The 24,756-nt window shown below is 35.2% G+C and carries 19 protein-coding genes and 2 pseudogenes; 18 read left to right on the top strand and 3 right to left on the bottom strand.

Annotated features, from left to right (window positions below; translation table 11 throughout):
• Positions 1-66: 66 nt before the first annotated feature.
• The 5 genes and pseudogenes from dapA to I7822_RS06380 form a co-directional block, all read left to right on the top strand.
• A complete protein-coding gene (gene dapA, locus I7822_RS06400; RefSeq protein WP_207976156.1) occupies positions 67-969 on the top strand; it encodes a 4-hydroxy-tetrahydrodipicolinate synthase in 903 nt (300 codons plus the stop codon).
• A gap of 37 nt (positions 970-1,006) precedes the next feature.
• Positions 1,007-2,398, top strand: coding sequence for a flavin monoamine oxidase family protein (locus I7822_RS06395; protein ID WP_207976154.1), 1,392 nt, complete (start codon positions 1,007-1,009; stop codon positions 2,396-2,398).
• Between the two features lie 516 nt (positions 2,399-2,914).
• Positions 2,915-4,492 carry a BCCT family transporter gene (locus tag I7822_RS06390; RefSeq protein ID WP_207976151.1) on the top strand — a complete coding sequence of 526 codons (1,578 nt, stop codon included), beginning with the start codon at positions 2,915-2,917 and terminating at the stop codon, positions 4,490-4,492.
• A gap of 288 nt (positions 4,493-4,780) precedes the next feature.
• Positions 4,781-5,701, top strand: a complete 921-nt coding sequence (locus I7822_RS06385; protein ID WP_207976149.1) for a DMT family transporter — start codon at positions 4,781-4,783, stop codon at positions 5,699-5,701.
• Between the two features lie 24 nt (positions 5,702-5,725).
• Positions 5,726-5,984 (top strand): annotated as a pseudogene (locus I7822_RS06380) (biotin/lipoyl-containing protein); the annotation flags it as partial.
• A gap of 121 nt (positions 5,985-6,105) precedes the next feature.
• Here the strand turns inward: I7822_RS06380 and I7822_RS06375 are convergent.
• Complete coding sequence (locus tag I7822_RS06375; protein ID WP_207976148.1) at positions 6,106-6,975, bottom strand: MurR/RpiR family transcriptional regulator; 870 nt, start codon at positions 6,973-6,975, stop codon at positions 6,106-6,108.
• A 415-nt stretch (positions 6,976-7,390) separates the two neighbouring features.
• On the opposite strand from I7822_RS06375, the gene I7822_RS06370 reads away from it, so the two are divergent.
• Positions 7,391-7,627, top strand: a complete 237-nt coding sequence (locus tag I7822_RS06370) for a hypothetical protein (protein ID WP_207976146.1) — start codon at positions 7,391-7,393, stop codon at positions 7,625-7,627.
• A 38-nt stretch (positions 7,628-7,665) separates the two neighbouring features.
• On the opposite strand, the gene I7822_RS06365 is transcribed toward I7822_RS06370, so the two are convergent.
• Positions 7,666-8,568 (bottom strand): AraC family transcriptional regulator, encoded by a 903-nt coding sequence (locus tag I7822_RS06365; RefSeq protein ID WP_207976144.1) that lies wholly within the window; start codon positions 8,566-8,568, stop codon positions 7,666-7,668.
• A gap of 225 nt (positions 8,569-8,793) precedes the next feature.
• Here I7822_RS06365 and I7822_RS06360 point away from each other — a divergent pair, with 225 nt between their 5' ends.
• The 8 genes from I7822_RS06360 to I7822_RS06325 all read left to right on the top strand — a co-directional run bounded on the left by I7822_RS06360 (position 8,794) and on the right by I7822_RS06325 (position 16,608).
• Positions 8,794-9,033, top strand: coding sequence for a hypothetical protein (locus I7822_RS06360; RefSeq protein WP_207976142.1), 240 nt, complete (start codon positions 8,794-8,796; stop codon positions 9,031-9,033).
• Complete coding sequence (locus I7822_RS06355) at positions 9,020-10,012, top strand: aldo/keto reductase (protein ID WP_207976140.1); 993 nt, start codon at positions 9,020-9,022, stop codon at positions 10,010-10,012. The genes I7822_RS06360 and I7822_RS06355 overlap by 14 nt, the downstream gene beginning before the upstream one ends.
• A 37-nt stretch (positions 10,013-10,049) precedes the next feature.
• On the top strand, positions 10,050-10,901 hold the full coding sequence (locus I7822_RS06350; RefSeq protein WP_207976138.1) for an aldo/keto reductase: 852 nt from the start codon (positions 10,050-10,052) through the stop codon (positions 10,899-10,901).
• A gap of 912 nt (positions 10,902-11,813) precedes the next feature.
• Positions 11,814-12,470, top strand: coding sequence for a 2OG-Fe(II) oxygenase (locus I7822_RS06345; RefSeq protein ID WP_207976135.1), 657 nt, complete (start codon positions 11,814-11,816; stop codon positions 12,468-12,470).
• A gap of 310 nt (positions 12,471-12,780) precedes the next feature.
• Positions 12,781-13,119, top strand: coding sequence for a VOC family protein (locus I7822_RS06340; RefSeq protein ID WP_207976133.1), 339 nt, complete (start codon positions 12,781-12,783; stop codon positions 13,117-13,119).
• A gap of 553 nt (positions 13,120-13,672) precedes the next feature.
• Positions 13,673-14,302: a DUF1349 domain-containing protein gene (locus I7822_RS06335; protein WP_207976131.1), complete on the top strand. Its 630-nt coding sequence runs from the start codon at positions 13,673-13,675 to the stop codon at positions 14,300-14,302.
• A 241-nt stretch (positions 14,303-14,543) separates the two neighbouring features.
• Positions 14,544-15,770 carry an FAD-dependent monooxygenase gene (locus I7822_RS06330; RefSeq protein ID WP_207976129.1) on the top strand — a complete coding sequence of 409 codons (1,227 nt, stop codon included), beginning with the start codon at positions 14,544-14,546 and terminating at the stop codon, positions 15,768-15,770.
• A gap of 367 nt (positions 15,771-16,137) precedes the next feature.
• Complete coding sequence (locus tag I7822_RS06325) at positions 16,138-16,608, top strand: DinB family protein (protein ID WP_207976127.1); 471 nt, start codon at positions 16,138-16,140, stop codon at positions 16,606-16,608.
• Positions 16,609-17,508: 900 nt separating this feature from the next.
• Here I7822_RS06325 and I7822_RS06320 read toward each other — a convergent pair.
• On the bottom strand, positions 17,509-17,649 hold the full coding sequence (locus I7822_RS06320) for a hypothetical protein (RefSeq protein ID WP_207976125.1): 141 nt from the start codon (positions 17,647-17,649) through the stop codon (positions 17,509-17,511).
• Between the two features lie 323 nt (positions 17,650-17,972).
• On the opposite strand from I7822_RS06320, the pseudogene I7822_RS29800 reads away from it, so the two are divergent.
• From I7822_RS29800 to I7822_RS06300, 4 genes and pseudogenes are all read left to right on the top strand, one after another.
• A pseudogene (locus I7822_RS29800) lies at positions 17,973-18,185 on the top strand (DinB family protein); the annotation flags it as partial.
• Between the two features lie 816 nt (positions 18,186-19,001).
• Positions 19,002-21,788 carry a DUF3289 family protein gene (locus tag I7822_RS06310; RefSeq protein ID WP_207976124.1) on the top strand — a complete coding sequence of 929 codons (2,787 nt, stop codon included), beginning with the start codon at positions 19,002-19,004 and terminating at the stop codon, positions 21,786-21,788.
• Positions 21,781-22,302 carry a hypothetical protein gene (locus tag I7822_RS06305; protein WP_207976122.1) on the top strand — a complete coding sequence of 174 codons (522 nt, stop codon included), beginning with the start codon at positions 21,781-21,783 and terminating at the stop codon, positions 22,300-22,302. Before I7822_RS06310 ends, I7822_RS06305 begins: the two co-directional genes overlap by 8 nt.
• 1,692 nt (positions 22,303-23,994) lie before the next feature.
• Positions 23,995-24,726, top strand: a complete 732-nt coding sequence (locus I7822_RS06300) for a phytanoyl-CoA dioxygenase family protein (RefSeq protein ID WP_207976120.1) — start codon at positions 23,995-23,997, stop codon at positions 24,724-24,726.
• Positions 24,727-24,756 lie beyond the last annotated feature (30 nt).

Genomic DNA, 24,756 nt, shown 5'->3' with positions numbered 1-24,756 from the left:
TGTTTAGTTGATTAAATATATACGGTAGAAAATCTGTTTAATTTTACATTTATGAGGAGGATAACTATGTATAAACCTTTTGGAATGATCCCAGCTTTACCTACACCTATGAAAGTGGATAACAGTATTGACTATAAGGGGCTTGAACAACTAATAGAACATTTGATAGATGGAGGAATGAACTGTCTTTTAGTGGGAGGAAGTACTGGAGAATACTCACTAATGAGTATGGAAGAACGAAAAGAAGTCATTAAATTTGTGTGTGAAACATCAAACGGTAGATTACCTGTTATGGCTGGTACAGGATGTCATCGGACAGAAGATACAATTGAACTTACTAAATACGCAGCTGAAGTTGGTGCAGATTGTGCCTTGGTCATTAATCCTTATTATATGACAACTAGTAGACAAGGAATTATTGATCATTATAAGGCAGTAGCCGAAAACTCTAGCATTGGAATTGTAATCTATCATTATCCAGATGCTACAGGTGTTGAACTTGATCCAGAATTAATTAATGAAATTAGTCAAATAGATGGAATTGTTGGTATTAAAAATACTGCTGATGGACAGCATACTTCTAAACTTATTGCATTGACAAAAGACAATCCAAACTTCGCGGTACTTACTGGATTTGAACATTTAATCTTACCTACATTAGCATTAGGGGGACATGGTGCTGTTGGAGTAGCCCACAACTTGGCTCCGAAAAAAATAGCAAAACTATATGATTTAATCGTAAATGAAAACAATGTAAAAGAAGCAACGAAATTAAATCAAGAATTGCTAGATTTATATAATGTTATTGAAGAAGAAACGATTCCAGGAACAGTAAAGGCAGGCTTGGAAGCACTAGGATTATCAGGAGGACCAAGTAGATTACCACTAGTTCCTGCTTCCGAACAGTTCAAATCAAAGATTGAAACAATATTAAATGAATTAGGGGAACTAAGATTGAAACAACATTAATAGAATGATAAACACAGAAGGGATGGGAGGAAATCCAATGAAAGATGTTATTATCATAGGCGGTGGACTTGCTGGTTTGTCTGCTGCCTGGCGCCTTAAACACCATGATATTTTACTTTTAGAATCTGATGATCGTATTGGTGGGCGTGTACGATCTGAACGCCGAGGAGATTATTGGTTAAATTGGGGCGGACATCTATATGCTGGAGCTGGTTCAGCTACAGATGAATTATTTAAATCTGTAGGAGTAACTGCATTACCTGTACCTGGCATTTTAACTGCAATGTCTTTGAATGGGAAGTTGCTTTTAGATGGTCCAGTTGAACTATACCCATTTAGGGTCCCTATGTCATGGAAATCTAGATTTGCTATGATACGTGCAGGTGCTAAAGTGCGTGCAGCTGTTATCAAATATGGCAAAGTAGCAAAAAAACGTCCGGGAGAGGACTATAGAATTCAACAACAACGAATTTTAGAATTTATGGATGATCGAACTTTTGCTGACTTTACTGGTAAATTACCACCAGATGCAGATGCAATTTTTAGACCTACAGTTAGCCGTTCGACTGGCAGTCCTGAGACAATGACTGCAGGATCAGGTGTAGGATATTTCCACACTGTATGGAACAAAGATGATGGGTTAGGGAGAAATATTTTTGGAGGAGCATCAACGCTTACGAACACGATTGCAACAACATTAGGTGAACGGGTTCACCTAAATGCGAAAGTTTCAGAAGTTCTTCAGAAAGAAGACTCTGTTGTCGTAAGCTATATTCAAGATGGCGTGAAGCATGTGGTGGAAGCACGTTATGCAGTCCTTGCAACTCCTGCCCCAATTACAAAAAAAATAGCGGTAAACATTGACCCAGAAATCGCCAACGCTCTTGATCAGGTTACCTATGGTCCACATGTTAGTGCAGCATTTTTAACAAATGAAACAGGACCTCAAGTTTGGGATAATGTATATTCTTTTGCTACGCCTAAAAGGTCATTTGACATTATTCTTCATCAATCTAATCTAGTCCGTTCAATGGAAACTAAGAGGCAGCCAGGTAGTAGTTTTATGACATTTTCACCGGGGGAAAGTGGTCGTCGGTTACTTGATAAATCTGATGAGGAAATTATTCAAATATATTTGAAAGATTTAAATGAAATATTTCCTGGTTTTAGTGACCATGTAGTTGAGGCTCACGTAAACAAATTCCCATTAGGATCAGCTTATGTTTTCCCAGGTCGGGCAGAGATACAACCAATGTTAACAAAATCTGCGGGTCGATTGTTCTTAGCAGGTGATTATTTAGGCTCCTATTATACGGAAACAGCTATTCAAACAGGATTCACTGCAGCACAAAATATAAATAGCTTCCTGGAATTCGGGCTTCTTGAATCTCAAAAAGAGAAGAAATTCAAGACTGTAGTTTCTAATTAATTACCATGATTTTGCCTTAGAGAATCAGTTAAACTCATTTTGAAATTATCCTAAGACTTATATAGATAGAATAACCCTCATTAAACCCAATCATTAACAATCAATGGTGTGAGTTTATGAGGGAATTCCAAAAACTTTTTAGGTGATAGTATATGAAAAGTCCTCAGTCTATTTATAATACAGTCTTATACTATTCAATCAATAATCTTATCTACAACTTTAATAAATATAATACAGGCGAAAGTGAGGGAGAAATTCTTCAACTGCAAAATAATGCAAACGCTTACTCGAAAACAGTGATTATCAGTTCTACCAATTTCCTCATTTTGTAAACTGGGAAATGTTTTCCTATGCTGGTGGGAGTTATTGAAAACGTTTATGATCTAATTATACTAGGACGTCAATGTTTAATATTTCGCCTGAACCTTAATGTTTTTTCTAATAGAAATAAGAAGGTAAGGGGGGAGAAACTTTATCTACAAGAATATATTGAATATAGGGAGGGAGAAGAAATATATGAGAGAAAATGCAAAAACATATAGACTTTATAAGGCAGTATTTATCCCAGCTATAATTATTCTTACGGTAGAAATTCTTTTCGGTATGTTTTTTACAGAAAAGCTTGGTACGGTCCTTAATAATACTATTTATTGGGTAGGAGATAATTTTGGTTGGTGGATTAATATTTTATCTGTGTTGTCCATTATTTTTGCAATTTGTTTCGTGATATTTAAGTATGGGGACGTTCGTATCGGAGGTGAGGATGCAAAGCCGGAGTACACTACCTGGCAATGGATTTCCATCACCATCTGTGGAGGCGTTGGTGTTGGCCTGCTGTTCTGGGCCATGGGAGAGCCAATCTACCACTTTATGACACCGCCTGTAGCTGCCGGTGTAGAGGCCGGTTCCCGGGAGGCTGCAATTTTCGCAGTCAGTCAGGCAATGTTTAATTGGTCCTTCGTTCAGTACGCCATGTATGCTTTATGCGGTCTCGCATTCGCTCTGCTGACTTATAATTATAAGAAAAGTCTTTCCTTTGGTTCACTTGTAGAGCATAGTTTTAATCGTAAGATTTTTTGGCTGACCACCGTGGTACAGGTATTTGCTGTTTATGCTCTTGCCAGTGGAGTTTCTAACTCCATGGGTGCTGGTCTTCTTCAGATAGGTGCCGGTATTCAAAGTGTATTTCATATAACACAAGGGAATATGGTCTGGTTGCTCATCTCGATATTTGTTGGTGCATTTTTTATCATCTCCTGTGTTACTGGTATCTCTAAGGGACTGACGAAAATTTCATCCATCACCATGATGCTGTTCTTTTTCTTATTAGGATATGTGTTGATTTTTGGAGACGCCCAGTTTATCGGTAAAATCAGCACTGAAGCTTTTGGTAATATCATGGATAATTTCTGGAGCAAGATTACTTATAATAATACGATGGTGCCCGAGGATCAGTGGCCGAATGAGTGGACGATTACTTACTGGAATGCCTTTATAATCTATGCTCCTGTTATAGGAATGTTTTTGGCTCGCCTGGGAAAAGGGCGAACTGTTCGCCAATTTTTGTTGTTTAACATACTTGTGCCATCTATCTTTTGTATCATCTGGATTGGGATTTTTGCCGGTATGATTATGAAGGTGCAGTCTTCTGGTCTAGTAGATGTCTGGGCTGCTGTACAGGAGTTCGGAATGCAGACTACAATTTACCAGGTTCTTGGTAATATGCCCGGCGGTACTTTCATTCAAATAGTTTTCCTTGTAACCGTTATCTTTTCCTTTGTAACTCTGGCCGATCCCATGAGCTCTGTACTCGCTACTCTATGTGTTCGTGACCAGCAGATTGATGATGAACCACCTACAAAGATTAAAATTTTAATGGGAATTATTGTGACTACAGTCTCTTACCTTCTAGTGGTTTCTGGAGGTTCTGATTCCGTTAAGGGTCTGTTGAATCTGGGAGGATTGCTGATGTCGATTCCAATGCTGTGGTTGTTCCTTGAAAACTTTCGCATTGGTGGCAATCTGCTGAAGAAAAAGAATTACCTTTTGAGTTCTGATAAAGGAAAAAATACTGCTCTAAAAAAGGAGGCGTGATAGAAATTAATGCTGCCTTAGAAAAGGAAGTGGCGGAATAATAGTTTCTTCTGTTTTTAAGGAGGCCTGCTCTCAGTTAGCTACGTTATGTTATTCAATATTTCGGTGTTTTAACATACCGGTCATATATTCGACTGAATAAGTAGGAGGATTTTAATGGGGAATACGTTTTATTTTTCTGTATACAATGAATGCTGTGGCCGGCATGTTCATGACTATCCGCAGTGTAGTACGCTATAATCTAAATACCAACTATCTGTTGGTATTTAAGCGGGGAGGAATAGACCGTTGGAAAACAAATTTGCGATACTATATATAGGCGCAGGGGCAGCTTTATGGGGGATTATTAGTATTTTTGTCACATATTTTTATGAACTAGGTTTTACACCAACACAGGTTGTAGCCATTCGTGCTTTGTCTGCATCTATATTTTTGGTGTTTTATGTAATAATAAAGAATCGACAGCTATTTAGAATTAAAGTATCTGATAGTAAATATTTTATCGGAACTGGGATTTTTAGTATTGTTCTATTTAATTGGTGTTTGTTTAGTGCAATTGAAGAAACATCTATTTCCATTGCATCAATTCTACTTTACACAGCACCTGCATTTGTAACGATTTTCTCGAGACTAATTTTTAAAGAATCTCTGTCATCACAAAAGGTCATAGCTTTAGTTACAACATTTATCGGTTGTTCATTTGTTATTGGCATACTGCCAAATAATAATGAAACAATTTCATTATATGGATTAATTCTCGGACTTGGATCAGGTCTCTTTTATGCGCTTTACAGTATATTTGGCAAATTTGCACTAAAAAAATATCACTCTTTAACTATTACTGTCTATACTTTTTTGTTCGCAGCAATTGCAGTAACTCCTTTTAGTGGAATCTGGAACGTAATACCTTTGTTTTCAGATATCAAAGTCTGGTTCTATGTAATAGGTCTTGGTTTTCTCTCAACAATGCTACCCTTCCTTTTGTATACAAAAGGTCTAAACAAAATAGAATCAAGTACAGCATCAATAATTGCCACGATAGAACCTGTAGTTGCATCCCTAATTGGATTTATGATTTTTCAGGAAAAGTTAAATTTGTGGCAATACATGGGGATCATTCTTGTTATTGCAGCTGTCATTATTACATCCAAAAAGTCTACAAAGAAAACATTGGTTCCTGATGAATTGTCCATTGAAATCAAAGGATGATATTTGTATAAATCAACAGGATTTATACAGGATGAAAGTATTAAATCAACTATTGTGACAAAGGTGAAAGCTGATAAAGGAAATGAGGAGCAAATTGCGCAACAATGCCTGGAACTGTTATTAAGGTCCTTGTAGAGAAAGGGGAAAAGGTAAATAAAGGTGACCACCTAAAATGGAAACAACTGTTCAAGTACCATTTAGCGGTGCCGTGAAGGAAATCCATGTTTCTAATGGAGAAAGCATCCAAACAGGAGATTTGTTAATAGTATTAGTAAATGGATAGAAGATTACAGCACAAAAGGCTGACTCATCAGGTCGTTGAATGACAACGATTTCGAGTCAGCTTTTTTTTCATAGCTTAAACTCCTTCTTCAACTTGGATAAAAAAATGTGTTTTTCTAGTTTTAATAGGAGAACGTTATATTCTTTTCTTTAAGTGTTTTTTCAAGTCTCTTCAACTTTTTAATCGATTCTTCTGATGTCCGTTTACCAATTTCAATTACTAATGAGTCTATCAATGCAATAATTGGAATTACTGAAAATTGTTTTTTACTAACTTCTACTTTCAACGTTACAGACGCATATGAAATAATTGGACATGAGATATGGTCTGTTATTAAGATAATGCTATTGCCAAGTTCATAGGTCACCTTAACTGCTTCGATAATTCGATTAGTGTATGGTTCAAATGCAAAAACAACTAAAATTTCATCCTTTTCAAGTTGCAAAATCCTGTCATAAATCACTTCCGTATCATGACTTAGTTGCCTTATCCTAGGATAGAATTCTCCAAGCAACTGTTCAAAATATAAGGCGGTTGCTTTATACGGTCTAGTACCCAAAACATTGATATAACTTGATTTTAAAATGACATCAATCGCTTCTTCAAAATTTTCCATTAAATTAGAATCTAATGATTTGTTTAATAAATTAACTGATTCTTTCCAAGTTTGCACTAAAGTTGAACTTTTCCCTCCTTCATTTTGAATGTCAGTTAAAGAATTCTTTAATGTCCATTTTGAGACGGAAGGAACCGATTCATCATAGATATCTTTTCGTAAGTCATTAAAATTTTCATACCCTAAGGCATTTATCGTACGCATCACAGTTGAAATTCCAACTTTGGCATTACTGGAAAGCTCTTTAATTGTGATCAATCCTATTGACTGATGATTTTTTAGAATATAATCGCATAACTGTCTTTGTTTTTTCGGTAAAGAATCTTTAATAGCAACTATTTTATCAATTGTTGTTGTTTCATTATATAAACTCAATTAAATCCCCCTTATCACCTTTAAATGATTTACCTTTTGTACTGATATTTACCTATTTTTTAAACAAGAGTCAATCTCTCATTTTGTAATAATTTCAGTTACTAATGAATACGTGACCATTCTTCCATTTAAAATGTTATATTAATGTTAAGAAAATTGTATACATACAGAAGGGTCCTATAAAAAATTGAATCTTTCCCTCTATCTATTTTAAATAAATATTGAATTTTTTGCACACGTTAAAATTTGTCCACGCTAATTCCTATTATTATAGCAAACCTCATCTAGACGGATTAGAAGAAGCAGCTAATATCCTTTTCGACATGGCCGAGTTTAAAACACCAGGAATTTTACTGTGTTGAATAGATGGTGAAAGTGATGAAATTCCCTGCTGCTGAGTAGGGGATTTTTTTATTTGGGGGTAGTCATAGCGGTGTTGATAGTTGTCTATGGCGTGCTGGCTTCATTCGAGAGAGATATGCATTACAAGTTAACCGTATATAATCCATTTGGTTGGAACTATGAAGAGTCTTCCATAGGATTTTTAATAGATCATCTATCCATCATGGGAATATATATCAGTGGGGCATATTATGTCTTGAAATTTGTTCAAAAGCATGATAGAGCTGCTAGGACATTTAAAGAACAGTAAAAAAATGCATTAATCCGATTCTGGATTAATGCATTTTTTTATACATATATCGCTTTCAGGCGGTTAATATCTTCTTTTGGTGGTAAACCAAACATACGGGAATATTCACGGCTGAATTGCGAGGGGCTTTCGTAGCCTATCCGGAATGCTGCTTCAGTGGCATCCATTGACTCGGATAATAACAGTTTTCTAGCTTCCTGCAGCCTCAGTTGTTTTTGAAACTGAATTGGGCTCATTGCTGTTACCTCTTTAAAGTGCCGATGAAGCGAGGAAACACTCATATTTGCAATTTCCGCAAGCTCCTCAATTCGAAGTGACTGAGCATAGTTATTTATAATATGTTCGATCACGTCACTGATTTGATTGGCAGAGCTTCCCTTTATTGCGATTTGTTTTAGCATCTCTCCATGATCTCCTTGCAGAACCCTGTAGATGATTTCTTTCATAATGAGAGGAGCAAGTACCGGGATATCCTTCGGATAATCTTGGAGTCGCGCTAACCTTGTCACTGCGTCAAGCAGAGGCGGTTCTATTTTGCTAACATACATTCCTCGTTTGGGATTTTTCTTCTTGTCCTCGTCCATTTCAAATTCACGTAACACCTCTAAAATTTGACTTGGTGTAAGTTCAAGTTTTAGAGCCAGATAAGGAACTTCGGAAGAGGCTTCAGTGACTTGTCCGGTAATTGGCAAGTTAACCGATGCAACAAGGTAATCGGCAGGACCATACTGAAAACGCTCCTGTGACAAAAATATCTCCTTCATCCCTTGCACGACAATACATAAGGAAGGCTTGTAAACTCCGTATTTTGGTCCAGTATCATTCGAATAACGAGAGAAAAATAAAGACGGAATATCAGTGACATGAGTGCCGTCCTTTCCTATGTTACGCTCTATGATTTTGGTGAGCTCAAGTCTTTGTTTATATAATTGTTCAAACATATTATCCTCCTTTGGTTTCTTTATCATTGATGGTCTCATTATAATGCGAGTCACTTTTTGAGTAAATGGTTGTGAGAGGATTAGGCAATCATCTGGCACTATTGTTATACCAGTAGTGATTTCAATTGTTGCATAATAAGGAAGCAAGCCTTTGCACATCTTTGCTTTCAACATAGAACTATCAAATTATAGATAAGGGAGTTGATAAATCACCATGAATAACACATGGAAAATTTACATGCTAACTCTCATCAGCTTGCCCCATTAGCAGGAAAACGTGTTTATTTATTAATTCAAGGCACGAAATCTGAACATGCGATTCCTTATATTACAAATGTAATACGCCGTCTTTGTCGTCGATTCCAAATGAAATATATGGGATTAGCTACTAATTCTAGTGAAGCAACTAAGTTGCACCATCTAATAGTTAAAAAAAGGGAGGAAGAAAAAAATGAAAAAGCGTAAATTTGGGAAAAGTGGTCTAGAAGTTTCTGCAATTGGGCTAGGTTGTATGGGAATGAGCCAGAGTTTTGGTCCGCTACCAGAAAAGAAAGATGCGATTTCTTTAATCCATGCTGCGGTTGAACGCGGTGTTAATTTCTTCGACACTGCTGAAGTTTATGGGAAGAATCATCACAATGAGGAATTGGTAGGTGAAGCACTTGCTCCATTCAAAGGGAAAGTACTCATCGCTACTAAATTTGGAATAAAGATGGTGGATGGTAAGCAGGTGCTTGATAGCAAACCAGAGGTTATAAGAAAATCGGTTGAAGGCTCGCTCAAACGGCTAAAAATCGAAACGATTGACCTCTATTATCAGCATCGCGTTGACCCAAATGTGCCAATAGAAGAAGTGGCTGGAGTCGTACAAGACCTAATCAAGGAAGGTAAAATCAGACATTGGGGACTTTCTGAAGCAGGGGTGGAATCGATTCGCCGTGCACATGCGGTTCAACCACTTACTGCAGTTGAAAGTGAATACTCAATGATGTGGAGAAGCCCTGAAGTTGAATTGCTCCCTACTCTTGAAGAACTAGGAATTGGCTTTGTTCCATTTGCTCCATTGGGCAAAGGTTTCCTAACTGGAACCATTGATAAAAATACAACATTCGGAAGCGACGACTTTCGCAGCAAGCAGCCTCGCTTCCAATCGGAGAATCTTGAGGCGAATCAGGTTTTAGTTGACCTTATTAAAAATGTTGCTGCAGAGAAGGACGCAACACCGGCTCAAATTGCGCTTGCATGGGTACTTGCCAAGAATTCATGGATTGTTCCGATTCCTGGTACTCGTAAATTGGAGAGACTGGAAGAAAATATTGGCGCTGTAGACGTTGACCTAACGACCGAGGAACTGAGTGATTTGAACAATGCGCTCAAGGAGATAAACGTTTTAGGAGATCGATATCCTTCAGGTTCTGATTACGCAAAAAGAGTGAGCAAATAACATACACTTTATTTTCAAAAATTAGGAGGGATTTTTTATGCAAAAGGTTATTTTGAACAATGGTGTTGAAATGCCGATACTCGGTTTTGGAGTTTTTCAAATCCGAGATGACAATGAATGTGAACAAGCCGTTTACGATGCGATTATGTCAGGCTATCGATTAATTGATACCGCCGCCTCTTATCTAAATGAAGAAGCGGTCGGAAGAGCCATCAAACGAAGCGGAGTGCCCAGAGAGGAATTGTTTATTACGACGAAATTATGGGTTCAGGATACAGGCTATGAACGAACAAAGAAAGCATATGAAAAATCTCTGGAAAGACTGCAACTGGATTATTTAGATTTGTATTTAATACATCAGCCATTTGGCGATGTGTATGGTTCTTGGCGTGCGATGGAGGAATTGTATCGTGAGGGAAAAATTAGGGCAATCGGAGTGAGTAACTTCCAGAACGATCGTCTGATTGATTTAATTATTCACAATGAAGTAACTCCTGCCGTAAACCAAGTTGAAACACATCCTTTCTGCCAGCAAATTGAAAGTGCTAATTTCATGAAAGAAAACAATGTTCAGATCGAATCCTGGGGTCCATTTGCCGAAGGAAGAAACAACATGTTCCAGAACGAAACTTTAGTATCAATAGCCGAGAAATATAATAAATCCGTTGCCCAGGTGGTTTTACGTTGGTTAACGCAAAGAGGAGTCGTTGTGATTCCAAAGTCTGTTCGCAAAGAAAGAATGATTGAAAACTTCAATATCTTTGACTTTGAATTATATCAAGAGGATATGGAAAGAATTGCATCGTTAGACACGAAAGAAAGCCTGTTCTTTTCACATAGGGATCCTGAAATGGTGAAAGCGCTGGGTACACGTAAACTAGATATTTAACGCTCTTATAAAAAATTTCAAGAGAGGAATGTTTTACAGTATATCTAATATTCAAGATTATTACCGGTGCATCTAGTGGTAGGACCAAGCTTCCAAAATAAAATTAGTAAAGCCCAATTCATATGCGAATTGGACTCCTAATTATATTGTGCTCTTGGAATAGCAGTTGGTAACATTCTTTTAAGTGTATTTGTAGATACATTTTTTATTAAAGTAATTGGTGCGTTCAACAAGACACAGTACATAAGATCTTCAACAATAGGGCGCGATTGTGAAGTAATAAAATCCTAATTTCTCCTTTAAAACATTGAGAAATTAGGATTTTTTAATATTTGGGCTAGTTATATCTTAGTAAATACGCATTTTTCTGACGGTACTCATTTAGGGGAACTACCACATACCCATCAAGCTAATGCAAATTATTACCCTAAAACGAAAATAGACCCAAGTAACCTCACTTGGGTGGGTGCTTTTGATCATAAGGAAGACGTGGTACTTTTTTAGGAATATAGTTATGACATCTGAAGAATATATATCAATGGTTAACTTGTTCTCTAAGGTTTTTGCTTGAAATTGGTTGATTGTATATATTTTTAAAAACAAAATCAGGTCCATTCCAATTAACGGTGGCATCCGCCCAGGTGGAATGTATGTAACCTTCCTGCTGGAAAACGCTGAATAACTTTTAAACCCGCATTATCTACTGCATTAAAACTATATTATTTTATAAATATATAAAAAGCTAACTTTATGTTTGTTTTTTCTAGTTGATCTCTTCACCAAATCCCTCTTTATTATTTACTTTACTAGCAGAATTTGCTTATCATACATGATATAATCTTTATAGGTAACCGCTTTCATATGATAAGGTGAATATTCAGAAAAATAAGTCTTTTGAGGAGCAGATAAAAGATGATTCTAGATAATACATCTTTAATGACCAAAGAACAAACGATTTTTAAACATTCGGGGAGCAAAATTAAATTAGAAGATAGAGAGATTGATATTGTCATCCGTTTAGAAAATCCTCTCGTTCTAGTTTTAGGGAATGTCTTAAGTAACGAAGAATGTGACGAACTCATACAACTATCAAAAGATAAAATGCAACGCTCAAAAATCGGCGCTGTACGTGAAGAAAACAACATTAGAACGAGCAGCGGCATGTTTTTTGAAGAAAGCGAAAACGAACTTGTACATCAAATTGAAATAAGAATATCTGATATAATGGGTCCATCCATTGAATATGCTGAAGGACTTCAAATTTTAAAATACTTACCTGGCCAAGAATATAAAGCACATCACGATTATTTTGCTTCTACCAGCAAAGCATCTAAAAATAATCGCATTAGTACATTAATTATGTACTTAAATGATGTCGAAGAAGGTGGAGAAACTTATTTTCCTAAGTTAGGTTTTTCCGTATCTCCCAAAAAAGGAATGGCCGTGTACTTTGAATATTTTTATAATAATACCGAACTTAACGACCTTACCCTTCACGGTGGAGCTCCAGTTGTTAAAGGAGAAAAATGGGTCGCTACTCAGTGGATGCGTAAACAAAAAGTTCGATAAAAAAATCACGCAGAGCGTGATTTTTTATTTTGCTAAGCTTATATTACGATCGGGCGCTATTCCTGAATAAGGATAAGTGCCCGTTTTGCATATAAGGGCAGCCTGACAATAAATTACTTTATCTTTAATGGACAATTCAATCAATAAACCGAAGTCTTAACTTCAATCTAAAGTTGCAGGGAACTTCATTCCAATTATCGATTTCTGAATCTATTTTAATCGTTACAATAGAGAGACAAAGCAAGAAGTCTACATCTAGCTTTGTAAAGCTGTTTTGAAAAGTTATTGCTAAGAAAAGGAAGTGTACCTTATGAAACTAAACCATATCAATCTTACGGTCACTGACGTTAATGCTGCTCGAGAGTTCTTGGAGAAATATTTCGAATTGCAAACCAAGAGTATAAATAGCAATTCATTTGCTGTAATGACTGATGATGACGGATTATTACTAGCTTTGATGAAAGATACCCGGGCCAACTACCCCAAGTCCTTTCATATTGGCTTCTTTCAAGAGAGTAAAGAACGAGTAAACGAGATCAATCAACGATTGAAGGATGATGGATTTGATGTGAAACCGCCCAAAATGGCTCATCGATGGACATTCTATGTTAAAGCCCCAGGCGGATTTACTGTAGAGGTACTCAGTTGAGTAAGGCAAACATTCAATCTCGGGTGATTTAATGGAATAAGGGCCACAGAAATGATCAAACAAAAAAATTCAATTTGTTTGTTTATATGAGGTTATTAGAATTTGATAAAATTTAATTCTTAAACAACATAGACATGAGACATGTTTTAAAAGCTAAGTTACAACCTAATTGAAAGTTGAAACTTAGCTTTTATTTATCCTTCAAAACATTGGTGTAGACTTATGTGAATATGTTAAAATGCAGCATTTTTAGCTTCCTTTTTTAACATTATAATAAAGCTATTTAAAAAGTAACGTTATTCCATTAAAGGGCCAGATTGTTGAAGAACGCATGATTAAAAGTTTTATAATAAAGACAGTGAAAATTTTCACTTAAACAAAAACTGATAGTTTAGCCTAACAAGATTTTCTGTTCGGTTAATAAAGAAATAGTTAACTGAAGGGATTGTATTTAAGTTTAAAGAATATAACTATATTCTTTATAAAAAATTATTGGAGCGCACAATGATATTCATGCCGAAAGATTGAATTACAAGTAAAGGTGGCGACGATTATGAGTGATAGCATCATACTGATAGAGGAGTTCAACAATGCAGAAATAGATAAAAATTTAGAATGGTTATCCCCACCTAAAGAGTGGAAACTTAATTACAAAGGCTCGAACCTAATTATTAAAACTGACAAGCAAACAGATTTTTGGCAAAAAACACATTATGGTTTTCAAGCTGATAATGGACATTTTTTGTACTATGAAGTAAACGGAGACTTTAGATTAACTACTAAGGTAAAATCTAAACCAGAGAATAGATACGACCAAGCTGGTTTAATGGTACGATTTTCAAGTGATACTTGGTTAAAGACTTCTGTTGAATATATACCAGATGGCATTAGTAAATTAGGTGTTGTTGTAACAAATCAAGGTTATTCTGATTGGTCTAGTCAGGAATTTTCAGAAGACCAGACTTCACTTTTTTATCGAATAACTAGAAGAGAAAACAATTACTATGTTGATTACTCATTAGATGGTATTTCGTGGAGTCAAATAAGAATGACTCACTTAGTTGAAGAGATAGATAATATTAAAGTTGGCATCTATGCTTGCAGTCCGCAAGGAGAAGGCTACGAAGCAGCGTTCGATTTTATTAAAATTGAAAATATAAATAATGATACAAAAGTTTATTAATAATTTAGGATTAGCTTTAATTCTTCTTAAACTATTGGTGCGTTAGTTAAAGAAGAATTAATTGATATTATGATTAAGGTTAGATTTTAGTTGTTCAATTAAAGGGCTCTTTCCTGAAACAAGGATCAGCGCTTATTTTCATTTTAGGGCCATATTCTTGAATAACAAAAGCAAGCATTATATCGAATTTTTTACATATAATTCCATGTTGGTATTTGAATATGGGGAGGAAATATGTAGAATGATTTGTAAACAAATACAAAATGAAGTCATTGTTGTTGGTGGAGGACCAGCGGGCATGATGCTGGGCTTATTACTAGCTAAGGTTGGTGTTCAAGTAATCGTGTTGGAGAGCCACGATAATTTTGATCGTGAATACCGTGGAGAAGTGCTTCAGCCCCGTTTTATTCAATTGCTTAATCAATTGAAATTACGTGAGTATATCGAACAATTGCCTCATTCTAAGCTAAAGAAAGGTGCTTTTTATCATTATGATAAAAAGAAAGGTGACTTTGAATTTACTTCCATGATTGCAGAAGCCCCTTATGCTCTCTGGATTCCTCAGCCTATTTTACTTCAAGCACTGTACAAAAAAGCAAAGGAATATCCAACGTTTGATATGATGTTTCATGCCCCGGTAAAAAAACTGCTCGAGAAGGATGGAACTGTGACAGGAGTGGTTGTTGAGCGGGAAAATAAAGAGCTGCTTGAAATTCAGGCGAAAATAGTAGTCGGAGCTGATGGACGGTTTTCCACGATTCGTCGTTTAGGTGGTTTTGAATTAGAATATCAACATTATCCTGGTGATCTAATCTGGTTCAGTGTAAAACGGCCTTCTGATTGGGAAGAAGAATTACGATTTAAAATTACAGAGGGACACAGCTATATAACATTGCCGAAATACCCTGATTTACTTCAAGTAGGCATTGCTTTACCACGGGGTGAATGGAAAGAATCACAGCGTCAAGGGATAGAAAATTTTCGTCAAGAAATTATGCATGCTAACAAAGGATTTTATGAATTTGCTGAATCTTTGGTTGACTTTAAACCATTCGTACCACTTCAAGCTAAAAATCATATGGTTAAAACGTGGGCAAAGAATGGCTGCTTGCTGATCGGTGATGCTGCTCATTGTTCATCTCCTGTAGGAGCAATAGGAGTTTCATTAGCAGTAACGACAGCAGTTGTGGCGGCTGATGTTATTTGGGATGCACTGCAAAAACGTGATGTCTCAGCTAAAGTTCTATGTAGAGTCCAAGAAATTCGAAGTGAGGAGATTGAGGAAATTCACCAAATTCAAGAGCGAATGGGAAATTTGTTTTTTACTTCGTCAAAATTTGTGAAAGGGATCCGACCATACATCGTATCTGTTGCTTTCAAGACTCCCCTTTTTTCGATGATCCAGAAGAAGCTATTTGTCATGAAAAATCCTGTAACCATTAATCCTGAATTTGTATTCGATAAATAACAAGATGACGATCATCTTTGTTTATTGTAAAAATGGCTTTTTGTTCTTACTGTCTTATTAAAATAAAGTATTAGAAATACATGGACTGACTTATGTTAATAAGGCAGAAAAAGAAATAAGTTTTTCTTGTTCCACAATCGGGCGCTTTATTTGAAGAAAGATCTCAGAAATGATGAAGCTTTTTTATAAAAGAATGATTCAATTGAATCTATTATTTCAAAACATGCTTTTTCTTTTTGCTCTTTTATCAAGGTTTATAGAGTGAATTTAATCAAATTATATTTCAAGGTTACACTTAATGTTACCTAATCCATCTATATTCATGGTATATTATGGAAGTGTCGATATTTCGAAAGGGGAGAAAGGTATGACTAACTTAGTGTTTAAACAATTTGGGATGACAAGAGGTTATTTTATTAAAAATGTAGAATCAGTTTCGAAGGAAATAGTAAATGTACAACCAGACTGTTTTAACAACACGATTCAATGGCATGTCGGCCATGTATTAACGGTTACTGAACAGTTTATGTTCGGCTTCCCCCACAAAACGACCCATCTTCCGGTAAACTATATCGAATTATTTGGGAACGGCACAAAGCCGGCTGATTGGAAAGGCGATGTACCTACCGTAGGTGAGCTAGTTATACAGTTGAAAGATCAATTAGTTCGTCTTCAACAAATTCCTGCTGAACGGTTAAATGAAACGCTGGAAAAACCATTTATGGGACTTGAAACCTTTGGAGAATTAGCCGGTATGGCATTACTGCACGAAGCAAATCATTTGGGACGAATTCAAACGATGAAGCGCGTCATTGAAAATACAGGAGTAAAGAATTAAATATGCTTCTTCAACAAAAGGGCGCTTTCCTAGAACAAGGATAAGCGCTCATTTTTCATTTAAGTGCCATATTCTTGATTTTACAAAATGAGGGTATCATTAACGCCAATGATTTCTGTGTAGCTTGTATGGTCGCTTTTGGATATCGGCAAGAGGATCCTAAACGTCCAAAAACAAGACAAAATCTCGATGAGATTGTTGAGTGGCGATAAACTTAAGATTATATTTCTCAGCATCAGAGGGCATGTTTCGCTAATGGGTTGCTTGAGTTTAAGAATGGAGGTTGCTGCGGCAACTCCTTTTTTTATGGTGCTAACGACGATGTATGTTTAATAAGAAACAATTTAAAGATGAAAGTTACCCCTTCGAGATAAAGAAATTCAAGGACATGCTCGTTCACAAGTATTGTTGAGGTTAAGAATTAATCATTGCTTTAGCTAAACAGGGGCTTTAGTTCAAGAAGAAATATTACTGAAATATTGATTCTTTAATATTAAGATCTTTAACAATCGGGCGCTTTTCTGTAACAAGAATTAGTGCTTCTTTTCATTTAAGGACTAGATTGTTGAGTAACTCATTTTCAAAATAAATGAAAAAACTCTCCTTCTAAATTATTCCAAAAAATATAGTTAAGTTTATATCTACAATAATCGTCTAGGAGCATTATTATGCAACTAATTACAGGGAAATTAATTATAATATCTTTATTTTTATTGATAATTACAATGGTTGAGAGCTATAGAAATTAAATCAGGTGTAATGTATCTGTACTATTAATTGCTCTTTATTTATTTTTTTGGGTATTTTCGTTTTCTCTTCGTAGACTAAGGTATGTTCTTATGTCTAGTAAGCTGACCCCCATTTGGAAAATGCATCACTGCTTGGGGGTCAGAGTCTGATCTATTTTCGTTTAGGATCCTGGATCGATACATGCTTGGGCCGTTTTGGATATAATGCCTTGCCTGAATCGTCAGGTCCAGTAAGGTCATTTCGTTGATCTAGAACCTTCCCAGTATACTTAATAGGATTTTGATTTGTCATGATTACCACCTCCATTAATAGGATTGGTAAAAATTAAGCTCCAATGACAGGTAATTTTTCCATGGTGGGTTAAACTTAATTTTCTTCTGTCGATTACGTTTTATTATAGTGAAAAGGAACAGAACATTTGAATTGAAAGGTAGATTAAGGAACTGTTAAGTGACAATAGAGTTGTTCCGTTATATACACTATGGCTTGGTGTGATGCATGAAAAAAGTATAAATGAAGCTTTCATCGCTCAGGCACGAGAGTAAACAAAGAATAAGGGTTTTGAGGAAATGGAAATGTTGTTTCATCATTTGTCATAAGAGTATCAAGAATTTCTTAACAATGAAAGTGATTTGGATAAAGAAGTTTTCCCTGAACATCCTAAATTCGAACGTTTAGATACTCATCTTTCCGAATTGGTTCATCATGTAGTCAACTACGGAACGTATCATCGAGGAAATCTTACTGCGATGATATGTCAACAGGGTTACCCAAGTGTACCTACTGATTATGTTTTCTATCTTTATGAAATCAGCTCAACAAAATAGTTTTTTGTTTAAATTCAGTCTGAAGATGATAAACAAAATATTTTTTAGCAAACGGGCGCTATTATGGAATTAAACTTAGATTTTCAAACGACTTTATTGTTTGTTATGACGATACCCCAAATGGACTTTTCACAGACCAAAAATGGGTAGATCTAGCTCCTAGCTTCTTTAATATAGGCCAAACCTTTGAACCATAAGGGTTTGGCTTTTTGGCATACTTCTGATAGTGCTTCATTATGTTAACTAGATTTGTATAGAGTATACAAATAATAGAGTAGCTAAGTTGCATTTTCTCCTATAACTATACACAAAAAAGTTTTTAATCTTGTATATGATAGAAACACGACTTTTAACCGCTTACAAAATAAACCATAAGTCTGATGATTATATTTTTTTACAAATTATACTTTATTTGTAAAAAAAAGATTTATTTCACCAAAAAAACAAAGAGGTATTTATTTGAAAAAAATATTATCCAGCATTTGATACTGGTTCTTAGTTTTGAAGGAGGGTTTTCTTTAGGAACTCACAATACCAGTATATAACTTATTAATAAGTACCGACCGACAAGTTTATGTTTAAAAATTACATTTATAAAGGAGTTGATTCAATGACAATATCTCAAGGATTTTGACAAAATCTCTTTGGATGGGAACCAAGATATCGTATGCTTCGATCATTAAACCAAATAAAATTGCGTTATAAAAGTCAACAACAGTTTTATAAGTATCTACCAGAGTAAATACATGTCACTTCACTCTATATAGTTATATTTTTATAGGTTAAATTAATATTTTTATAGAGGAGATTTTCATTATGAAAAATAAAGTGAAAAGTATGTTGAGTTTTTTATTGACCTTTGCAATAGTTTTCGGCGGATCTGGGCAAGCAGTGGTTGCCAAGGGTAATAACCAAGCTAATCAAGGACAACAAAAGAATTCTAGTGAGCAAAATGTAAAACAGTGGTTAAGTGAATATGAATTCTATGAGGATACCAGAGATGGAATAATCTATGAGAAGGTTGCAATAAATGAATTAAAGCGTTTCGCAACCGTCATAAAAGATACGAATGCTAAGTTTGATTCTAATGCACTAGATAATCTGATTGTAGAATTTGATAAAATCGGAAACTTTAAGCAAAAAGATATGAATGAACTTGATATGTTTGAACAATTGATTAACCAATATGAACAAGCAGTTCAAGAGGAGTATATAAAAGGAGTGGTTCTAAAAAGTGATCTGCTCTTGGAAATCAAACATAAGTTAACAATATGTCTGTGGGGGTATGTATCAAAAAACGATTTTAATGAACCAACTGAAGTATTAATTGCAGATATACTCTTTAATTTTTATTTATCGGATAAAATTGTCAATAAAAATGCTATCGGCATCTTAACGGATATCTCTGATCAAACGGATAACAAAGGAAATCAACTAAAAGCTCATTTGAATAACGCTGTGAAAATGTCTGAAAAAGCTAATGAGTTTCTAGAAAAAGATCTAGCTATCCCTGCATCAAAATCCTATCAAAATGCATATAAACAAGTATTATTCGGAATTGAAAAATCAGGCTATACATTTAACACAGAACTCTTTGAATCTACCTCTGACACGGATGGTGACACTATAACAGATGGAATAGAATTCCTAGAGGGAATGAATCCATTTAAAACGGATACAGATGGTGATGGATTGCAGGACAATATTGAATATGAGATAAATTCATTTATTTCACCGACAAAATATGATACAGATCATAACGGCATAAGTGATGCAGATGAAGATAGCGATGAAGACAGCCTGAATAATAAAGACGAGCAGGCATATCAAACAAATTTAATTAAGAAAGATTCAGACCAAGATAGTTTAATTGATGGATTTGAAGTACATCAGTTTGATTCATTACCTAATAAGTATGATACGGATAGCGATGGGTTAAGTGATGGAGATGAATATGCTTTAAAGACAAATCCGAATGCTGCAGACAGCGATGATGACGAGATCAAGGATTCACAAGAACTCTATAAACAATCTATTAGTAAATCATTGATTCTGCCTGATAAATTAGAAATTAAAAGTGTAGAAGTTAAGTTTAGTGCAAAGGATAATATTAATAAATCGACTAGAATTAGCAGCACAAACAAAGTAAATATTAAAACAACTAATTTACACGGTATTATTGGTTCTCCTGTAAGTATCAATACGCAATCAGAATTTGAGAAAGCAAGCATTAAGTTTACTTATGATGAATCGAAGCTAGGAGACACGTTGGAAGATGATCTAGCCATCATTTGGTATAATGAAGATGAGGAAATGTTTGAAGGCTTTAACGCTGTGTTAGATACTAGTAAGAATACAATAAGTGTAGAAACTACTCACTTTGGTGAATATCTTGTTGTTGATAAGACAAAATGGTTGGAGCTTTGGAGTAGGGAAATAGACTACTCAAGGACGCATGGTGTAAATGAGCTTCACAATATTGCAATAAGAACAGGTGGAGAGTACGATCAAGCTTCAATTGATATCGAAGAAGATACATTAGGTGATGTAGGAATTGATATAACAGATTCAGATGGGGATGGCTTATACGATACTTATGAAATTGTAGGAATGAAAACACCATACGGTATAATCTACTCAAATCCCGACAAGAAAGATACTGACGGAGATGGATTAACCGATGGGCAAGAAATGGGTCAATTTAAAACTTTCACGAGAGAGATTTTCGGAATTACTATTCATTTTGAAGGTTTCTTTCCAACCAGTTTTCCTGACCGAAAAGATAGTGATGGAGATGGAAAGTTTGATAATGAGGATTTGAGACCGTTGTACTCTGATTTATCCAATTTAGTAATTCATCAATCAGATAGACCAGAAGGCCATGATGAATATGGAAATGTAGCTAATGATATGAAAACTAATGATTATACAGAAGATGAAATAAAAGACATTAACTGGATGTTCAGATTCCAATTACTTGAATCTTATTTCCCAAGTATTCTCTTTGATGAGTTCGAGATAATGTCAACAAGCTTATATTCTACGGGAGATATGGAAGATGTTGTTTTAGATATGATTGATCATTTTGAAGAGGGAACTGGTAAAGAGTATAGTAACCAGACTTTAACTAAAGAAGCGAGTGAGCATGAGACAACGAAAGCCTATGTTGAATTAGTCAAAAATGCATTAGTTGATGAGCTAGAGAAAAATGGAGGTAATTTGGCAGCACTTAAGTTTGATGAAAATACAAAGGAAACAAATGAATTTTATAACTATATACAGCAGGAAGCTTCTTACCCGACGTTTAGCACTTGGAGTGATAGAATAGGTGGACTTACAATTACTGTAAATGATACTTGGGGGAATACGGTATCCGTAAAAGATTTTTCAGTAGAACAGAATCACTTTAAAGGAGTCATGCATGTTCGTTTATATGATCATTTTGGGTTGGATCAGCCAGATGTTGAGAAGGTGTACGTCAACTTAGCAGGATTTCGTGCCTGGTTTGTCTTACAGCATTATGATGAATATGATGGGGAATATAAGCCCTTTGTTACTTTAATGGAAATGGATATACCATTCGAGGGGGAATTGAGTGATTAAAGTTAATTTGAAAATTCTAGTTTTGATGATTGGTATATTCTTAATTCCATTATACTTAATTGGATGTACAAAGAATGAGGAATCAAGTGGGGAAACAAAGATTTTCGAAATTGACAATACAGAAGAGGTCTTTGGTAAAAAGGATGAAGAAGTAGTGACTGTTAGAAAGCACTATTTGATTCTAAATCCACCGAAAGATTTAATACAATTGAAAGAATTAGTTGGAAAATACAGTAAGGATCATCCAGTTGAAGGCGAAATTAAAGTAATAGAAGGTAAAAACAGGATTTTTTATATGTACTTCTATAGGGAAAGTGACGATTTGCCAAAAGACTGGCAGCCTGATGAAAGTTACATGAATACAGATCGGATAGAGCATCATAAGCATGATCTGATTGCATCAATAATTTGGTCAGATGCCGACCCACAAAAAGAATACTATAGTTATGACAAAAGTAAGGAAGGGAAGGTAATTAAGAGAATGCATTTTATTGAGGATCAGCTTGTTGAGTGATACACTGTCCAAACACTAAAATATAAAACAGATATGCAGCAGGTTATATTTTATATCGTGATGGCCGACTGAAATATTAAATTGTAACCTTATCAAGGTGACTAAAAGAAATTCGGAATTTAGTTGAATGATTTTCGAATGTTAAAATCAAAATAAATAGTGATTTGGTGCTTTCACACCGACTTTACGTTATATGGGACGTACAATAACACGAGAATATGCGATAATATCAAGCGTTTTCTACTTCGGTAGAAGGCGCTTTTTTTTCTTTATTAATTCGTTTATTAGCAATTTCCTGTAGAAGCATTTATAGATGAAGACTTAGCAAATGGGATATTTGCAAGATTTGTCCTTTATGCGGACGATAGACGTTTAGTCGGTGATTAGTATAGTGATCTTGCTACAATCCTAAGATTCCAGATGAACTTCCTGAAAGAATAAAGTGGATTGAATACCGTAATGTTGACAAGAATGGTATAAAACAAGAAGAGATTCTTGAAATAGAGTTGGAGTGGAATAAGCAGCAGCACAAGGTACCATACATATATTCAGGAACTATTAACAATAATTCTATTTCTTAAGTTATATGTGGTGAAAAACCAGCAAAAATCATTGAGGTTGAAGGCGACAAAAGGTTTTGGTATGCCATCAGTAATAAATACCTTTTCCCCATCCACTATATACATGGAGATGCATCTAGGACACGAGGACATTGTCCTAAAAAAAATTCGGAAATGAGGGATGAGAATGCAGGGGAAAATAGGTAGTGAAAAGTTATGAAGTAGAGAGACTTGGGAATATTGGGAAACAAGCTTCAAGTTATGTATTAATTTGTGAATCTATACTAACAAAAATAAGAAAGCTCTTGCGGATAGTGAAACAATTAATAAGTCCAAGAGATGAATTGATTAAGAGATATTTTTTGAATGTTGATCAATATTTTTGAAATGACCTAATCACAGGGGGGATGTTGCAGACCACAATGATACAAAGTTACCACTACGAGCGAATTTTGTATGAATGTATTGATAAGACTCACCAAAACCACTATTTTTGGGGGTTAAAGGATGTAAAGTGTTTCAACTCAAAAAGAGCATTTATTGCCTTAGAGGAAAGTTAATTGAAGACAGTAGTTCGCCAAGATACTAACGAACTTGAAAGCATATTAGCGGAAGTTTTTTTTGAATATGGGAGTTCAGGGTATGTGTGGTGAAGAGAGGATTGTCTGAAAGATTGCGTGGTTAGTAGTAGGGAAAAATACCTTTATGAATTTAAGCTACATACCTAATCAGAAGATGTGGTCCTATCTACATATCGTGTAAATGATAATACTAGAAATCAGCATTCACAGCATAGTTTTATTTGGAAATTAATAAATGGAAGATGGCATTTGTTTTTCCACCAAGGAACAATCACGAAGTATTTGGACGGCTTTACCGTAATCGGGGTTTTTCGGCAATATCTTAAATATTTAAAAAGGTCTTAATATCGTCGAATGATATTTCGTTAAAGGGCGCAATTGGCAGGGAGAATTGCGCTTTTTTCTTTATGTTAAAGTACATTTTGTGTGATATTAATCATCTTGAGCAGAAAATACAAAGTATATCTTAAAATAAGATAAGTATTTATAAGCGCTTTCAAATACAATGAAATCAGTTAATTCAAATAAATGTTAAAGAAGGCGTGATGAAAATGACTACCTTAACTCAAGAAAGTGTTAAGTACTATCAAGAAAATGGTTACTGGTTGCAGAAAAAGCAATTGTTTTCGGAAGACAAAATGAATACGTTGAGAAATATTTTTGAAGATCAACTTGAAGTAAAAGGAAGCAAACTTTCCGATGAATTAGATACACCGCATTTTCGTGATGAAAGATTGTTGGATTTTTTATTAAGTGATGAAGTGCTAGATCTTGTTGAACCGATTCTTGGACCAAATATTGGGCTGTGGTCGAGTCACTTTATTTGTAAAGATCCTTATGTTGGACGTGCAACACCTTGGCATGAAGACTCTGCATATTGGAAAGGAAGAGTCGATCGCTATGATAAAATTGTTACAGTTTGGCTTGCTCTTGACCGGAGTACAAAAGAAAATGGAGCTATGTACGTAATTCCGGGTACACATGTTAATGGTTTTTCTGAATACGAAGAAGTCGATAAGTCAACAAACTTATTTGATACCCAAATTAAAAACGTAGATACAACAAATGCTGTATGTTTTGAATTAGAACCTGGTGAATGTTCTCTTCATGATTCACGCATTATTCATGGCGCTTCAGAAAATAAAAGTCCTTATCGTCGCTGTGGGTATACAATGCGTTATTTTTCGACAGAAACTAAGGTCGATCTTGAGAAAAATAAAAGTCATAAAATTTGGTTAGCACGGGGAAAAGATATTGCTGGAAATCCATTTGTAAATGTGTAAACACTCGGGAGGGAATAATTTGGAATTAAA

Origin of the sequence: Metabacillus bambusae (genome assembly GCF_017497975.1) — a bacterium.
Classification (GTDB): Bacteria; Bacillota; Bacilli; order Bacillales; family Bacillaceae; genus Metabacillus; species Metabacillus bambusae.
The sequence above is the reverse complement of the archived record's forward strand: the minus strand, read 5'-3'. Positions and strand labels throughout refer to the sequence as shown.

Coding starts and splice junctions, on each gene's coding strand:
- I7822_RS06355 (WP_207976140.1), top strand. CDS start 9,020: ATGAAAAAGCGTAAATTTGGGAAAAGTGGTCTAGAAGTTTCTGCAATT.
- I7822_RS06395 (WP_207976154.1), top strand. CDS start 1,007: ATGAAAGATGTTATTATCATAGGCGGTGGACTTGCTGGTTTGTCTGCT.
- I7822_RS06335 (WP_207976131.1), top strand. CDS start 13,673: ATGAGTGATAGCATCATACTGATAGAGGAGTTCAACAATGCAGAAATA.
- I7822_RS06390 (WP_207976151.1), top strand. CDS start 2,915: ATGAGAGAAAATGCAAAAACATATAGACTTTATAAGGCAGTATTTATC.
- I7822_RS06360 (WP_207976142.1), top strand. CDS start 8,794: ATGGAAAATTTACATGCTAACTCTCATCAGCTTGCCCCATTAGCAGGA.
- I7822_RS06340 (WP_207976133.1), top strand. CDS start 12,781: ATGAAACTAAACCATATCAATCTTACGGTCACTGACGTTAATGCTGCT.
- I7822_RS06365 (WP_207976144.1), bottom strand. CDS start 8,568: ATGTTTGAACAATTATATAAACAAAGACTTGAGCTCACCAAAATCATA.
- I7822_RS06330 (WP_207976129.1), top strand. CDS start 14,544: ATGATTTGTAAACAAATACAAAATGAAGTCATTGTTGTTGGTGGAGGA.
- dapA (WP_207976156.1), top strand. CDS start 67: ATGTATAAACCTTTTGGAATGATCCCAGCTTTACCTACACCTATGAAA.
- I7822_RS06300 (WP_207976120.1), top strand. CDS start 23,995: ATGACTACCTTAACTCAAGAAAGTGTTAAGTACTATCAAGAAAATGGT.
- I7822_RS06350 (WP_207976138.1), top strand. CDS start 10,050: ATGCAAAAGGTTATTTTGAACAATGGTGTTGAAATGCCGATACTCGGT.
- I7822_RS06345 (WP_207976135.1), top strand. CDS start 11,814: ATGATTCTAGATAATACATCTTTAATGACCAAAGAACAAACGATTTTT.
- I7822_RS06320 (WP_207976125.1), bottom strand. CDS start 17,649: ATGACAAATCAAAATCCTATTAAGTATACTGGGAAGGTTCTAGATCAA.
- I7822_RS06310 (WP_207976124.1), top strand. CDS start 19,002: ATGAAAAATAAAGTGAAAAGTATGTTGAGTTTTTTATTGACCTTTGCA.
- I7822_RS06325 (WP_207976127.1), top strand. CDS start 16,138: ATGACTAACTTAGTGTTTAAACAATTTGGGATGACAAGAGGTTATTTT.